The sequence below is a fragment of the Arthrobacter sp. SDTb3-6 genome (assembly GCF_013376095.1).
Classification (GTDB): Bacteria; Actinomycetota; Actinomycetes; order Actinomycetales; family Micrococcaceae; genus Specibacter.
Window position 1 is genome coordinate 33,224 of sequence record NZ_JAAMFN010000002.1, and the last position, 15,183, is coordinate 48,406.

Sequence of the window (15,183 nt, forward strand, 5' to 3'; positions counted from 1 at the left end):
GGCAGCTCACGAGGCGACCGTCATCAGTTCCTGCGCCTCGGCCGAGGGAACGCTGGCGCCGGCGTAGAGGAGCGCGTCGGCGGCGTCGAACACGAGCCGCACCTCGCCGTCGAGGTTGCCGGCGGGCGAGATCACCTGGACCACGTTGGTGCCCAGCTTCAGGCCGTACTCGTAGCGGGAGCCCACATAGGAACGGGTGAGCACCGTGGTGTCGAGCACGTTCGAGCCGCCGGCGGTGTCCGTGGCCGTCGTGACGGCCAGGCGTTCGGGCCGGATGGCCACCGTCACGGGTTCGCCCGGGTTCAGGGCCAGGGTGCTGGCCACCTTGACAACATGTCCGGTGTTTTCCAGGCGGACGTGGGCGATCCCGCCGCGCGTTTCCTCCAGTGTTCCGGTGAAGAAGTTGCAGCTGCCCACGAAGGCGGCGACGGCGGCGGTGGCCGGTTTTTCGTAAATCTCCGCCGGCGTGCCGATCTGGGTCATGTTGCCCTCAAACATGACCGCGATCCGGTCGCTGAGGGACAGCGCCTCGTCCTGGTCGTGCGTGACGTAGACGGTGGTGATGCCCAGCTCCACCTGCAGGCGCTTGAGCCACGCCCGGGACTGTTCGCGCAGCTTGGCGTCCAGGTTGGACAGCGGCTCGTCCAGCAGCAGGACCGACGGCGAGTAGACGAGTGCGCGGGCCAGCGCCACGCGCTGCTGCTGGCCGCCGGAGAGCTGGTGGGGGTAGCGGTCCTTGAGGTGGGCCAGGCCCACCGTGTCCAGCGCCTCGTGGATGCGGGCCGCCTTTTCCTCCCTGGAGGCCTTGCGGATGGCCAGCGGCATCACCAGGTTGGCCTCCACCGTCATGTGCGGCCAGAGGGCGTAGGACTGGAAGACCATTCCGAGGTTGCGTTCCTCGGTGGGCACGTGGAGCCTGGCGGCCGAGTCGACAAACGGCACGCCGCCGACGGTGATGGCGCCGGAGGTGGGCGACTCGAGCCCGGCAACGCAGTTGAGGGTGGTGGACTTCCCGCAGCCGCTGGGGCCCAGGAGCGTGAAGAACTCACCCTCCCTGATGGTGAAATTGATGTCGTTCAGGACGGTGACGTCGCCAAACCTTTTGTGCAGACCTGAGACGTGTACTTCAGGCATCGGTGTGTCCCTTCATGAACAGGTTCGCCACGGCGACGAACACGGCGGTGATGGCAATTTGGATGGTGGCCAGAGCGGCAACGGAGCCGGTGTTGCCCTGGACCCAGAGGTCGAGCATGGTGGTGCCGATGACGCCGGTGTTGGCGGAGGACAGGAACAGCGCGGCGGAGTATTCCTTCATCATGGTCACGAACACCAGGATCAGCGCCCCCACGAAGGCGGGCCGCAGCAGGGTGCGCAGGATGCGGAAGAACGCGCCGAACCAGTCCGCGCCCGAGGTGCGGGCCGCGTCGTCGAGCTCGCGGCCGATCTGCATGATGGCCGGGGCGATGGACCCGAAGGCCGTGGGCAGCGCACGCAGGCCGAAGGCGATGATGACGGCCATCAGCGTCCCCTGGATCCAGCCCCCGCCGGGCGTGAGGGCAAAGGCCCAGAAGAAGCCGATGCCGACGATGATGCCCGGCATGGCCTGGGGGGCGAGCGCCAGGTATTCAACACTGCGGGCAAACCTGAACGGCGAGCGCCGGGCAACCAGGACCCCCAGCAGTGCCAGGACGCTGACCAGCACCGCGCCCACGGCCGCCACGGTGACGCTGTTGGTGATGGACTGGACGTAGACCGGGAAGGTAAAGACGCGCCGGTAGTTCGACAGCGTCAACGTGTCCAGGGGGTTTTGCAGCGGGGTGAAGATCATGGTGAAGGACCGGAAGACCAGGCCCAGGATGGGCAGCAGGGCGCCAAAGATGATGTAGATGACGATGGCAACGGCGGCAATCCAGCGGACCCAGCCCAGGTCAAGGAGGCGCGGGCGGGTGGCCTTGCCGCGGACGGAAATGAACCGCTGGGCGTTCTTGAGCACCTTCGCCTGGATGGCCACGGTGCCGATGGTCACGGCCAGGATCAGCGTCGAGGCCGCCCCCAGGATGCCATAGTCCGGCTGGATGGACTGCAGCCCGTTGGTGTACAGGAAGGTCGAGAACACCTCGATGCGCACCGGCGTGCCGTAAAGCAGGGGCACGCTGAGCGTTTCCAGCGACATGCTGAAGATGAGGATGGAGCTGTAGACGATGGGCGGGCGCAGCATGGGCACCACCACCTGGAAAAGGATGCGGACCGGGCCGGCCCCGCAGACGCGGGCGGCGCTCTCCAGCGAGGCATCGGACTGCCGCAGCGCGTTGGCGCAGAAAACGTAGGCGATGGGGGCCAGCCCCACGGCCTCGGTGACGGCCATGCCGCCCAGCGAATACAGGTTCCACGGCACAAATCCGAGGAGCTCGCGCAGCTGGACGCTGATGAAGCCGGCCGGGCCGTACAGGGTGATCCAGCCGAACCCGAGGATGAGCGAGGAGATGAAGAAGGGCCACTGCATCGACAGGCCCAGGATCCGCCCGAACGGCAGGCGGGTGCGGACCACCAGCACCGCCATCGGAATGGCGATCACCAGCGTCAGCACCGTGGTTCCGATGGCGAAGATGGCGGTGTTGACGACCACTTGGCCGAAGCCGGCGTCCGTGAACAGCTTGACGTAGTTGCCGGCTGTCAGGATCCCGCCGGCCTCGTACAGCGGGCGGTCGCGGAAGGACTGGCAGAAAATCGGGACGATCGGGGCGACCACAAAGATGGCCAAGAGGATGAAGATGCCGTACTGCACGATCTGCCCCCGGCCGACGCCGAAGACCCGGGGGTACTTCGGCGCCGGCAGGGCGGACCGGCCGGCCGGCGCGTGGACTGCACGTTCCGTGCGGGTGGTGGTCATTGCTAAGCCTGCCTGCTGACTGTCGATAAGGGAACGGATGCTATGCGCCGAGCCGGGCATTCCACTTGGACACAAAGGCCGTGACGTCGGCATCCGGGACCACCTTGTAGGGCACGCGGATGATCCCGTCCTTGCCGGCCAGCTTCTCCACCTCCTGGTAGGTGTGGAGGCCTTCGGTGAGCTTCACGTTTTCCCGGTAGGAGCTCAGTCCGCCCTCGGCGACGGCGTTCTGGCCGGTCTCGGAGAGCACGAAGTCAAGGAACAGCTTTGCCGTGGCCGGGTGCGGCGCCTTGGGGGTGATGCCGATGCCGCGGCCCAGGACCACGGTGCCGTCCTTGGGCAGGACAAACTTGATGAGGCCGCCGCTGGCCTTCTCGGCCGGGTAGCCCACGGCGGAGCTGATGAAGAACCCGGCCAGGTACTCCCCGGACAGGATCTTTTCCTTCTGCGTGCCGGAGGAGGTTTCCGGGCGGGCCAGCGGCAAGACCTTGTCAAGGCCGGGCCACGCAGCGGGGTTTCCCTCGGTGAAGGCGTGGGAGACGGTGAAGCCCCAGGCCCCCTTGACGTCGCGGGTGGTGATTTTGTTCTTGTATTTTCCGGAGTCCGCGCCGGCCATCGCGGCCAGGTCGGCGATGCCCGTCGGGGCTTCCTTCATGAGCGCGGAGTTGTAGGCGATGCCCACGGGGTCCAGGGACATGGCCCAGACGTTGGGCATGAGCTGGGCGAACTCCGGCAGCTGCTTCGTTTCCGGTGAATCGTAGGCCAGGAGGGTGCCCGGCTTGGATGCGTAGTCCGCCCAGGCCTGCACCGCGTTGGAGACCAGCATGTCCGCCGGGGCCTTGCCGGTGGCCGACTCGCTGAGCTGGCGCTGGAACACCTCGTCGCTGTCCAGGTTGGCCGCGGACACCTTGGTCCAGGGGTACCGGGCGCTGAAGTCGCGCAGGATCGGCGCCCAGTTTTCCTGGTCGGTGTTGGAGTAGATGGTGAGCGCGCCGCCCTCGGCCTTTGACGCGTCAATGAGCTTGGAGTAGTCGGCCGGGTAGTAGCTGGGCTTCCCGGAACCGGCCGCCGCCGGCTTGTCCCCTCCGCTGCCGCCGCAGCCCGCCAGCGTTGCCGCCAGGGTGGCCGCACCCAGGGCGCCCAGGCCCATGACGCCGCGCCGGCTCAGTGAAGCGGAAGAAAAAGATGATGTGCCAAACATGGTTCACTCCCTTGTGATGTGGAACACGGATTGTTCTCTTGTTCATGTTCCGGGGAGCTGCCGGGCACATCAATCTTTTGGTCGTATTGGTACAAAGCGGCCGGCGCCTGGCCTAGGCCCGGCGCCGCCCGCTGCGGCGCAGGAGCAGCAGCACCACGAAGAACCCGACCACCAGGGCCCCCAGAAGGGCCAGGGCGGGCGCCGTCGCGGGAGACGAGACGGCCCCGGCCGGCGTGACGGCGGAGACCCCCGAGTAGAGGTCCGCGGTTCCGTTGGCCACCTTGCCGTTGCCGCTGGCCAGCTGGGCCGCGCCGTCGGACAGCGCCTTGCTGCCGGCAAGCAGTCCGGAGCCGGGCTGGCCGGGCGTTCCGGCCACGCCCTGCTCAAGCTGCCCGGTGCCGTCGGAGAGCTTCGCAGAGCCGTCCTGCAGGTGTTTCGTGGCATAAAGCAGGCCGGGGTGTTCGGGGTCGCCGGGGACGCCGTTCATGCCCGTCACCAGCTTTGAGGTGCCGTCGGAGAGCTTTTGCGATCCGGTGGACAGTGCCGCGGTGCCGGCAGCCAGGGCCTTGGCGCCGTTCAGCAGGCCGGGATTGGCCGGATCGCCCGCGGCCCCGAAAATGCCTGCGGCCAGTTTTTGCGTTCCGTCGTGGAGTGCGGTGGAGCCGTCGGCGAGCTGCTGCGTGCCGGCGGCCAGCTTCGTGGCACCGGCGGCAAGCTGCCGGGTGCCGCCCACCAGGCTTGGCCTGGAAGGATCGTTCGGGTTGCCGTTCAGGCCGTCGGCAATCTGCTGGGTGCCGGCGGCCAGCTGCCCGGATCCGGCCGCCAGTTGCTGCGTGCCGAGGACCACGCCGGGGTTGGCGGGGTCCGTGCTGTTCAGCTTCTGGTCCAGCACGCCAAAGCCGGCGGCGAGGGCATGCCCTCCGGCGTTCAGCTGCCGGGTCCCGTCCGACAACTGCTGGCTGCCATCCGCGAGCTGCTGGAGCTGGGCCAGCATCAGGCCGACGGGAACCAGCGGGTTGGCCTTGGCGTAGGCCAGCAGCTGGTGGGTGCCGTCGTTGACCTTGCCGGCGCCGTCGGCCACCTTCGTGGTCCCTGCGGCCAGCTGGTTGGCCCCGTCCGCCAGGTTCTGCGGATCCGTCCCCGAGGACGACGGCGTGAGCGCCGCCGAAAGCTGTGCGGCCCCTGCCGCCAGGCCCTGTGCGCCGGCAGCAACCTGGTGCGCGCCGGCATTGGCTGCCGTTGCGCCGGCACCGAGCTTCGCCGCTCCGGCCGCCGCCGTGGCCAGGCCTGCATCCAATTGGTGGGCTCCGGCGTTGACCTGGCCGGCACCGTCGGCCAGCGCGGACGCGCCGTTGTCCAGGGCCGTGGCGCCGGGGGCCAGCTGCGACTCAATGCCGCCTGCGAGCTGGGCGGCGCCCGCATTCAGGGCTGCCCCGCCATTCGCCACCTGGTTGGCGCCGTCCGACACGGCGAAGACGCCCGGGGCAAGTTTGCCGTGCACGTCCGTGGAGGTCTTGGCCGCGCCCTGGGCCAGCGCCTGCGCACCCGCGTTGGCGGCCTTCATGCCGGGCGCCAGCTTGTCCTTGACGCCGTCGTGAAGCTCGGTTGCCCCCGCGGACAGCTTGGCGGCCCCGGCGGAGGTGAGCTTGGTGCCGTCCTGCAGCTGCGAGGCCCCGTTGGCGATCTTCGTGGTGACCAGCGCAAAGAAGACGATGAGCGCCAGCACCACGAGGATCAGGACAACGTGGGCGAAGTAGTGGTGCTTGACGGATTTTGGCACCAGGGCGCCGGGAGTGCTTGAAGACATGGGCGGTTCCTCACGGATGGACGGTTGTGTGATGTGCATAACACTTAAAGCTACTGACGAGTAACTTACCGTACCGGCAACCGCCCGCGTCAACCTGTCTGTGAAAATCAGCCAAAAAAGAAGCCGTTGGCGGCCGCCCCCAACGCGTCAGCCAACGGCACTTTGGCGGCTGTGTCAGCTGCCCGCGGCACCCATGGGGAAGATCTGGACCACCGACGGGCGCGGGGCGCGCACCTGGCCCGGGGCCGGCGTCGCACCGGCCGGGACGTAGTCGGGGAAGAGGGAGGCCTGCGCCGTGTACGTCCCCTCCTCGCCCGGGTGCTGGACGGCCACGAAGGCCATGGATTCGTCGTCGTGGATGACGGGCCCGCAGGTTTCGGCGTTGCGCGGCATGGAGGCAAATTGCTGCACGTTGCCGCGGTTCCGGCCCTCCAGGCCCACCTTGAACAGGCCGTCGTTGTAGCCGATGGCCGACGGCGCCCCGTCGGTGGAGATCCACAGGTTCCCCTGGGTGTCGAAGGCCAGGTTGTCCGGGCAGGAGATGGGGCTGACCCGGGCGGCCGGGAAGCCGCTGAAATAGGTCCCGGTGTTGGTGGCCGGGTCGCCGCAGAGCATCAGCAGCGTCCAGTTGAACGTGGTGGCGGTGGTGTCGCCGCGGTTCTCGGTGATTTCGACGATGTGGCCGTCACGGTTTCCGGTGCGCGGGTTGGCCTCGTCCGCCGCGGCCTGGCCGGGAAGCCCGCGCTTGCTGTTGTTGGTGCAGGCGACGTACACCTTTCCGGTGCGCAGGTTCGGCTGGACGTCCTCGCAGCGGTCCATCTTGGTGGCGCCGGCAAGGTCGGCGGCCAGGCGGGTGTACGCGAGGACCTCCTCGACCCCCATGCCCGCGACGGCGCTCCTGCCGTTGACCACCAGCGGCAGCCACGTGCCGGAGCCGTCGAAGGCGCTGTCGGCGGGGACCGTGCCGGAGCCGTCGATTTCACCGGCTGAATTGCCGGCGAACTGTGCCACGTAGAGGTCGCCCTCGGCCAGCAGGGTCATGTTGTGGGCCTTGTTGTTCTTCTTGTACTTGTTCTTCGAGACGAACTTGTACAGGTAGTCGAAGCGTTCGTCGTCGCCCGAGTACGCCACCACCTTGCCGTTCCCGGCGACGATGACGTTGGCACCCTCGTGCTTGAAGCGGCCCAGGCTGGTGTGCTTTTTGGGGACCGAGTTGGGGTCTTCCGGATCGATTTCCACGATGTAGCCGAAGCGGTTGGGCTCGTTGCGGAAGTCTTCACCGCGGGCGTCAAAGCGGGGGTCGTCCAGCTCCCAGCCCATGGCCGTGGCCTTGTCGGCCAGGCCATAGCGGCGGTCCTGCGCGGAGGTGCCGCCGGCACGGAAGAAGCCGTTGAAGTTCTCCTCGCCGGAAAGGATGGTGCCCCACGGGGTGGTGCCGCCGGAGCAGTTGCCGAGCGTGCCGCGCACAAACCGGCCGGCGGGGTCGGCCGCGGTCTTGACGAGGCCGGAGCCGGCGAGCGGGCCGGTCAGTTCAAAGGTGGTTTCGGCGGTGATGCGGCGGTTGGGCCGGCCGCCGCGGACGTACGTCCAGGGTTGGCCCCTGTGGGCGCGTTCGAGTTCCACCACACTCATGCCCACGGCGTTGCGGAAGATCGCGCGGCGCTGCGCTTCCTCCGCCGCGGAGGCGGGGGCGGCCGGGAACATGATCTGCGGGTTCACGTATTCGTGGTTGCAGACCAGCAGGCCCTTTTTGCCGTTGGGCCGGCGCAGGATCTCGGTGTAGTCGTTGTTGTAGCCGAACTGGCCGGCCTGTGACTCCGGCACCTGCCCGGCGAAGTCAAAGTCCGGCGCGCCGGAAAACAGCGGGTCGCCCCAGCGGATGACCGGCGCCCAGCTGTAGCCGTCCGGGACGTTGAAGGCGTCCACGGCCGCGTCGACCGGCTTGATCGGCGCAAAGGCGAGCTTGCCGCCCTGGTGGGTGCCGGCGTCGTACGTGCCCTGCCGGCCCCGCGCTGCGGGTGGGCCCTGGAGCACGACGGCGGCACTCAGTGCCCCCGCCAGGCCCAGTCCCAGCGCGGAACGTCGGGAGAACTCGGCCGAGGCGATGTCGCGGAAGTAGCTGTTGGCGGAGGTGTTGCAGACGGCCTTGGCGCAGGCGTTGTCGCATTTCAGGTTGCAGGTGACGGCGCTGCGCTTGCCACGGGTGTGGCCGAGCATGGGCAGGAGCTTCTTCAGGTCATTCATGGCGTGCCTTCTTCCGGATGCGGGTGCGGTGCCTGCAACGGTGCCAAGGCGAAGGTAAGTGCCGGTGCCCCCACGCTGAACGGAACATTAACGGGCCGCGAAGCCTGCATGGGGAACGCCCGGCGCCGGGCTGGAACAATGGATTAGCACAGCTTACGAATACTGCTTAAGAGAAGTCACTTTTCATAATCGATCACGGACGGCAAAATGGGGTGGCAGTTGTTTACATCACGTGACGGCATGGCCGGGGCCACATTCCACCAGCCCGATGCCGCCGTCCACTAAGGAGACCCACGCATGGCCACACCCGCAAACCCGCAGTCAGTATGGCGGCGCAAACCCATTGCCCAGATGGAATCCGAAAGTGCCAAGAGTGGATTGCTCAAGTCCCTGGGGCTGTGGCAGCTGACGGCGATCGGCGTCGGCGGCATCATCGGCGTCGGCATCTTCTCACTCGCAGGGCTGGTGGCCCACGGCGACCCGAACAACCCCGGCGTGGGGCCGGCCGTGCTGATCTCCTTCCTCATTGCCGGCCTGGCCTCCGCCGCCGCAGCCCTGTCCTACGCGGAATTCGCCGGCATGATCCCGCGGGCCGGGTCTGCCTACACCTACGGTTACGTGGCACTCGGGGAGTTGACCGGCTGGTTCATCGGCTGGGACCTGCTGCTGGAGTACATTGCCATCGTTGCCGTCGTCGCCATTGGCATCTCCGGCTACATCAATGCCTTCCTCGGCGGCTTCGGCATGCACCTGCCGCATCTCATTTCCGCCACTGCGGAGGACGGCGGCATGATCAACCTGCCGGCCATCCTGGTCTGCCTGCTGGTCACCTGGATCCTCAGCCGTGGCACGAAGGCACTGGGGCGCTTCGAGCTGGCGGCCGTGGCCATCAAGATTGTGCTGATCCTGTTCATCGTCGGCCTGGGCATGTTCTACGTCAACGCCCACAACTACAACCCGTTCATGCCCAGCGGCTTCGGGCCCGTGGTCACCGGCGCGGCCACGGTGTTCTTCGCCGTGTTCGGCTACGACGCCATGAGCACGGCTGCAGAGGAGGCCGTGGACGGCAAAAAGCACATGCCCAAGGCCATCATCCTGTCCCTGGTGATTGCCATGCTGCTCTACGTTGCCGCCACCCTGGTGCTGACCGGCATGCAGAACTACAAGGACATCGACCCCACGGCCGGGTTTGCCTCCGCCTTCACCGGCGTGGGGCTGCCCGTGATTGCCAGCATCATCTCCGTGTTTGCCGTGCTGTCCATCCTGACCGTGATGCTGACGTTCCTGCTCGGGGTCAGCCGCGTCTGGTTCTCCATGAGCCGCGACGGCCTGCTGCCCAAGTGGTTCTCCAAGGTGGACAACCGCGGCACGCCCAAGCGCGTGACGTGGATTGCCGGGCTGGGTTCGGCCTTCCTGGCCGGCATCTTCCCCATCCGCCTGGTGGCCGACCTGACCAACATCGGCATCCTGGCCGCATTTGTGGTGGTTTGCATTTCGGTGATCGTGTTCCGCTACACCAAGCCGGACGCGCCCCGCACCTTCCGGCTGCCGTTCATGCCCGTGGTCCCGGCGGTGGGCGTGTTGTTCTCGCTGTTCCTGATCTGGCAGCTGTCCTGGGAAACCAAGCTGCGCTTTGTGGTGTGGCTGGCGGTGGGCCTGGTCATCTACTTCACCTACAGCCGCAAGCACTCGCTGATGAACCCGGGCAGCCCGCGGCACGCCGAACTTGACGCCGTCCCGAGTGGGGAGGCTGCGGCCAAGTAACCGGCGGAACGCGCCAAAGCCAGGACAGCCTGCCTGCCTGCCTGGTCAGGGCAGCAGGACGGGTCGGGCGCCACGGGCACCAGGTGTTGCAGGCAGCCGGGCAACGCCGCCACGGTCAGTGGACGTGCTTGTGGTGCCCCCCGTAAATGGCGATGATGCTCATGATTACCGTGACGACAATCATGCCAAGGCCTATGTATCCGAGTGTCAATGTGTCCATGACCCATCAAATCCTTAGTCCACGCCGGCCATCCAGCCGGCTGGCGGACGGTTCCCTGGATTGTCCCGCTGATGCCCGCCTACCTCCATCATGCACCCGCCGGGCCAATGTCTCCAGCGCTGGGACGGAACGGGGAGGCCCCGGTGGCATGATGGGATTCATGAACCAGCCCTCCGGCGTGGCCGACGCGAACCCGGCGCCTCCCCCTCCCCCGCACGGCCTGCGCGCGCTGTTCAGCATCAAGGAGGCCCCGAGCCGCTGGTCGGTGGCGGTGCGGGCGGCGATCTGCGCCGGGGCGCCCCTGGTGGCCGGCTGGCTGACCGGGCTGACGGCCTTCGGCCTGATGGCCAGCCTCGGGGCATTCACCTCCCTCTACGGCAGCGGCCGGCCCTACTTGAACCGAGCCCGGTACCTGGCGCTGGTGGCACTGTCCTTCGCGGCTGCCGTGGCATTGGGCCTGACGGTGGAAACCATTCCGTGGCTCGTGATCCCGACCGTGGTGGTGATCGCCATGGTGTCCACCTACATCTGCAGCGCCCTGCGTGTGGGCGGCCCCGGGGCCTACATGTTCACCCTGACATGCGCTGCCGGGACCGCGCTGCCCGCCGCCGGGATGGCCCCGTGGCAGGCCGGCCTGTTGGTCCTCTCCGGGGGCGCCTTCGCCTGGGTGGTGCACATGGTGCCGGCGCTGTTCCTGCCGCGCGGACCTGAAAAACGCGCCGTTGCCGCCGCCGGCCGGGCCGTCGCCGCCTACGCGCGGGCTGCGGGCACGCCACGCCAGCGCGGCGCCCGGCACCGTGCCGCCCTGGCGTTGAGCGCGGCCTGGGCTGCGCTGGTGACCTACCAGCCAACACACATGTGGCAGGGGGCCACCCTGAACCGGCTGCAACGGATCAACCAGCAGCTCCACCGGCTGTTCGCCAAGACCGTGCGGGACACTGCGGGCGGGGAAGCGCCAGGGCCGGAGGTGGCCGACCAGGCGGTGCGCCTGGGCTTCGCCGCCGCCAAGGCCCCCACCGCACACTGGCACGGCGGTTCGATCCCCCTGGGCGCCCCCGGCCCCTGGGAGGCCCTGCGCGACGGCCTGCGGCGCGGATCCGTTTCGCAGCTGGTGGTCCTGCGCGTGGGCGTGGCCGCGCTGGTGGCGGGTGTCGCGGCCGGACTGCTGGACCTTGAACGCGCCTACTGGGCCGTGGCCGCCTCCGTGTTGATCCTGCACGCCGGCATGGACTGGACGCGCACCCTCCAGCGCGGCGCCGAACGGCTCCTGGGCACCTGGGCCGGGCTCCTGCTGGCCGGCCTGGTGCTGCTGGTGCGCCCCCAGGGCCCCTGGCTGGCCCTGGTGGTCATGGCCGTACAGTTCACCATCGAGTCAACCGTGATGCGCAATTACGCGCTGGCAGCCGTGTTCATCACCACCGCCGCCATCACCATCGCCTCCGGCGGGCGGCAGGTCGCTGACATTCCGGGGCTGCTGCTGGCCCGCGGCGTGGACACGACCATCGGCTGCGTCATCGCCTTGCTGGTGTTCGTCGCCCTGACCCCGCGCGCCACGCTGACCCGGATCCCGGCGGCCATGGCCGCCATATTGGCTGCCGCCGGACCGGTGGTCGACTTCCTGGCCGCCGACCAGGCCGCGAGCCGGCCCGCACACCATGCCCGCCGCAAGCTGCAGGCCGCAGTCTTTGCCATGGACGAGAGCTATGCCACGGCCGTGGGCGGATCCGCGGTCCAGCGCCGTGCGGCCGAACGCTGCTGGGCCGCCGTGTCCGCCGCGCAGGGCCTGGCCTATTCCCTCCTGGCAGCCTGCTGGATGCTCGAACAGCACGACGGCGGCGCCGCCGGGGAGCTTGCCGCCGAACTTTCCGCCGAGCTCGGGCCGGGCACCGGCGGCGCCGAAACCATCCGCGGGGCGTTCACCACGCTGGCAACGGCCATCCACACCGGCAAGGCACCCGGCCCGCTGCGCGAGCTGCCGCGGTTCCTGCGTAAGGAAACAACCGCCCTGGCCGAGTCCCTGCCGCTGTCCCCCGCTGAAGGTGCCGCGGCATCCGGCCAAGCCGCGGGCTGACAGGACAGGCACGGCCAGAGCGCCCAGCCGGACCGGCGGCCGGGCCCGCCGGGCCGCCGTCGAGGTTCCGCCTGTCAGTTGCCGAAGGCCGCCGGGGCCACCTCGCCGGGACGGGCCTGCTCCTCATGCCCGGGCCGCTTGGACGGGACGGCGACAATGATGGAGGCAATGGCCACCACCACCATGAACACGTTGAACAGCAGGCCCACCGCGCCGCCGAAGCGCAGTGCCACGTTGTCCTGGCGTCCAATGAACAGCCCCCAGGACTCGATCAGCTTGGGGTCCACGGCCTGGGCGGCCACGTACAGGGCCGCGGAGATGGCCACGCCGATGGCACTGCCCAGCGAGGAGGCCATCTTGTAGATGCCGGACGCCGCCCCCACCTGCGCGTCCGGGACATTGGAAAGCGCGGCGTCCGTGGACGGCGTGGCATAAAACCCCAGCCCGATCCCGAACAGGGTGAACCCGATGACGGTCAGCACAATGTACTGCCCGATCAGCAGGAATGTCATGGAGCACATCAGGATCCCCACGCCGGTGATGATGCTGCCCCACAGCATGGGCTTCTTGGGGCCAAAGCGCTGCAACAGCTTCTCCCCGACCCGGATGGTGGCCAGGATGGCGATCAGGTAGCCCAGGGTCAGCAGCCCGGACTGCAGCGAGGACATGCCGGCCGCCACCTGGACCAGGCCCAGGGAAACGATGAGCGTGCCGGCCGCGCCGTTGAGCAGGAAGTTGGACAAGGTGGCGCCGGTGAAGGTGCCGTTCTTGAACAGTTTCAGGTCCACAAACGCCGTGGACCGGCTCATCTCGATCTGCAGGAATGCCAGGGCGAACACCACGAAGACGGCCACCAGAGTGATCCCGACCCAGCTGAGCCAGCCGATGTTGGGGCCCTGGGAGATGTAGATGTTGATGGCCACCAGCATGATGACGAAGCACACCAGCCCACCCCAGTCGAAACGCCGGGCCGGCGCCCCCGGCTGCACGGCGGCCCGGGACTCCGGCGTGCCGCGGACCAGCAGCAGGGCCACGATGGAGAGCACAATCGAGATCCAGAAGATGGCGCGCCAGCCGAGGAAGGACGACGCCATGAGCCCGCCGAAGAGCGAGCAGAAGCCGGATCCGCCCCAGGACCCGATGGACCAGAAGGACAGCGCCCGCTGCAGGTCCTTGCCCTGGTAGTAACTCTTGACCAGCGCCATGGTGGAGGGCATGATGCACGCGGCGGACAGGCCCTGGACAATGCGGCCGCCCAGCAGCAGGCCGGAGGTGAGTACCCCGGCATTGGCGGGTGTGAGGGCGATCATGAGCGAGCCGATGATGCTCAGCACGATGCCGGCATTCATGATCTTCACCCGGCCGATGCGGTCGGCCAGCCCACCGGCGACGACGATGAAGATGCCGGAGAACAAGGACGTGATGGACACGGCCAGGTTGCCCACAGTCCGCTCAATGCCCAGCCCGCCCTGGATCCCCGGGATGACGTTAAGCAGCGTCTGGGCGAACAGCCAGAAGTTGATGACGGCCAGGACAATGCCCAACAGCCACTTGTCGGTGGGTTTCCAGTCCGTGTGGACGGCGGCCGACGGCGATGCAGCGGTCATGGCATTCACTCCCCCTTGGCGAGGAAGGCAAGCGCCGCCACGACCTGGGCCTTGGTGGCCGCCCCGATCGTGGGGTCGATGGCGGGGGCAAAGTACGGTGAGTGGTTTGCCGGGATGTCCTGCGCCACCGTCCCTTTTGCCACGGCCGCACGGTAGGTGTCCGAGGGCACGGACCCCACAGTCCAGTACACATAGGGCACCCCGAAGGCGTCCGGCAGCCGGCTGAAGTCCTCCGACGCCGTCGCCGGGGCCGTGTGGTAGACCGTGCCTTCCTTGAAACTGGCGTTGAAGGCGTCCGTGACCTTGGCGTTCGCGCCGGCGTCGTTGGTGGTCAGCGGGTACTGGTCGTAGTACTCAAACTCGGGTTCCTTCGGCGAACCGGACGCAGCGCATTCGCCGCGCACAATCCGCTCGATCGAGGCGATGATGCGGCCGCGCAGCGCGGTGTCGTAGGTGCGGATGTTCAGCAGCAGCACGGCGCGGTCGGCGATGATGTTGGACTTGGTCCCGGCGTTGGAGGCGCCCACCGTGACCACGGCAAACTGGCCGGGCATGGTCTCGCGCGAAACGATGGTCTGCAGCTTCAGCACGATCGAGGCGGCGAGCACCACGGGGTCCACGGAGTTGTGCGGCATGGAGCCGTGCGCGCCGCGGCCGTGGACGGTGATCTTGACCGAGTCCCCGGCGGAAAGGATGGGCCCGGCCGTGGTGCCGATGGTCCCGGCCTCGGTCGCCATCACGTGCTGGGCCAGCGCGACGTCGGGCCGGGGCACCTTGGCGACCAGTCCGTCGTCGATCATGGCACGGGCGCCGGCGGCGACTTCCTCGGCCGGCTGGAACAGTGCAATGTACGTCCCGGACCAGGCGTCGCGCCGGTCCGCGAGCAGCTTGGCGGCGCCCAGGAGGGCGGTGATGTGCATGTCGTGGCCGCAGGCGTGCATGACGCCCACGGAGGTGCCGTCGCTGTCGGTGGCAGTGGCCGTGGAGGCGTAGTCCAGGCCGGTGGCCTCCGTGACGGGCAGGGCGTCGATGTCGGCGCGGGCCAGCACGGACGTGCCCGGTCCGTTCTCCATGACGCCGACGACGCCGGTGCCCCCGATGCGCTGGACCGCGTACCCCCAGCCGGTGAGCTTTTCCTCAATGACCTTGGCCGTGGCAAATTCCTGCAGGCTCAGTTCGGGCTGGCGGTGGAAATCCTTGTACATGTCCCGGAGCCAGGGGAGTTCCTTCTCCAGCGCTGCGAGTGCTTCATTGACGTCCGGCATGCTTCCACCTCACTGCTTGGCCGGCACCTTGCGGCACTCCGGCGACGACGTTTCGTGGGCGTTCAGCCCATGTTGCGAGCTCAAAACGGCGGAACCTGTCCCCGATTGCTACGT

Annotated in this window: 9 protein-coding genes; 2 read left to right on the top strand and 7 right to left on the bottom strand. The window is 68.1% G+C overall.

Features of this window, described 5'->3' with window-relative positions:
* Positions 1–6 precede the first annotated feature (6 nt).
* The 5 genes from G6035_RS01150 to G6035_RS01170 all read right to left on the bottom strand — a co-directional run bounded on the left by G6035_RS01150 (position 7) and on the right by G6035_RS01170 (position 8,142).
* Complete coding sequence (locus G6035_RS01150; RefSeq protein ID WP_176615238.1) at positions 7–1,134, bottom strand: ABC transporter ATP-binding protein; 1,128 nt, start codon at positions 1,132–1,134, stop codon at positions 7–9.
* Complete coding sequence (locus G6035_RS01155; RefSeq protein WP_176615239.1) at positions 1,127–2,890, bottom strand: iron ABC transporter permease; 1,764 nt, start codon at positions 2,888–2,890, stop codon at positions 1,127–1,129. Before G6035_RS01155 ends, G6035_RS01150 begins: the two co-directional genes overlap by 8 nt.
* 40 nt (positions 2,891–2,930) lie before the next feature.
* Entirely contained in the window at positions 2,931–4,091 is a 1,161-nt protein-coding gene (locus tag G6035_RS01160) for an ABC transporter substrate-binding protein (RefSeq protein ID WP_218062872.1), read from the bottom strand.
* A 112-nt stretch (positions 4,092–4,203) separates the two neighbouring features.
* The gene (locus tag G6035_RS01165; protein WP_176615240.1) at positions 4,204–5,898 is read right to left on the bottom strand and encodes a hypothetical protein; all 1,695 of its coding nucleotides are present in this window, start codon (positions 5,896–5,898) and stop codon (positions 4,204–4,206) included.
* Positions 5,899–6,072: 174 nt separating this feature from the next.
* Positions 6,073–8,142, bottom strand: a complete 2,070-nt coding sequence (locus G6035_RS01170) for a PhoX family phosphatase (RefSeq protein ID WP_176615241.1) — start codon at positions 8,140–8,142, stop codon at positions 6,073–6,075.
* Positions 8,143–8,439: 297 nt separating this feature from the next.
* Here G6035_RS01170 and G6035_RS01175 point away from each other — a divergent pair, with 297 nt between their 5' ends.
* Together G6035_RS01175 and G6035_RS01180 are read left to right on the top strand one after the other, a co-directional pair.
* On the top strand, positions 8,440–9,906 hold the full coding sequence (locus G6035_RS01175; RefSeq protein ID WP_176615242.1) for an amino acid permease: 1,467 nt from the start codon (positions 8,440–8,442) through the stop codon (positions 9,904–9,906).
* A 380-nt stretch (positions 9,907–10,286) separates the two neighbouring features.
* A complete protein-coding gene (locus tag G6035_RS01180; protein WP_176615243.1) occupies positions 10,287–12,197 on the top strand; it encodes an FUSC family protein in 1,911 nt (636 codons plus the stop codon).
* A 74-nt stretch (positions 12,198–12,271) separates the two neighbouring features.
* Here the strand turns inward: G6035_RS01180 and G6035_RS01185 are convergent, their stop codons facing one another.
* Together G6035_RS01185 and G6035_RS01190 are read right to left on the bottom strand one after the other, a co-directional pair.
* On the bottom strand, positions 12,272–13,804 hold the full coding sequence (locus G6035_RS01185; RefSeq protein WP_176615244.1) for an MFS transporter: 1,533 nt from the start codon (positions 13,802–13,804) through the stop codon (positions 12,272–12,274).
* A gap of 5 nt (positions 13,805–13,809) precedes the next feature.
* Entirely contained in the window at positions 13,810–15,069 is a 1,260-nt protein-coding gene (locus tag G6035_RS01190) for an amidohydrolase (protein ID WP_176615245.1), read from the bottom strand.
* Between the last annotated feature and the right edge of the window lie 114 nt (positions 15,070–15,183).

Coding starts and splice junctions, on each gene's coding strand:
- G6035_RS01150 (WP_176615238.1), bottom strand. CDS start 1,134: ATGCCTGAAGTACACGTCTCAGGTCTGCACAAAAGGTTTGGCGACGTC.
- G6035_RS01155 (WP_176615239.1), bottom strand. CDS start 2,890: ATGACCACCACCCGCACGGAACGTGCAGTCCACGCGCCGGCCGGCCGG.
- G6035_RS01160 (WP_218062872.1), bottom strand. CDS start 4,091: ATGTTTGGCACATCATCTTTTTCTTCCGCTTCACTGAGCCGGCGCGGC.
- G6035_RS01165 (WP_176615240.1), bottom strand. CDS start 5,898: ATGTCTTCAAGCACTCCCGGCGCCCTGGTGCCAAAATCCGTCAAGCAC.
- G6035_RS01170 (WP_176615241.1), bottom strand. CDS start 8,142: ATGAATGACCTGAAGAAGCTCCTGCCCATGCTCGGCCACACCCGTGGC.
- G6035_RS01175 (WP_176615242.1), top strand. CDS start 8,440: ATGGCCACACCCGCAAACCCGCAGTCAGTATGGCGGCGCAAACCCATT.
- G6035_RS01180 (WP_176615243.1), top strand. CDS start 10,287: ATGAACCAGCCCTCCGGCGTGGCCGACGCGAACCCGGCGCCTCCCCCT.
- G6035_RS01185 (WP_176615244.1), bottom strand. CDS start 13,804: ATGACCGCTGCATCGCCGTCGGCCGCCGTCCACACGGACTGGAAACCC.
- G6035_RS01190 (WP_176615245.1), bottom strand. CDS start 15,069: ATGCCGGACGTCAATGAAGCACTCGCAGCGCTGGAGAAGGAACTCCCC.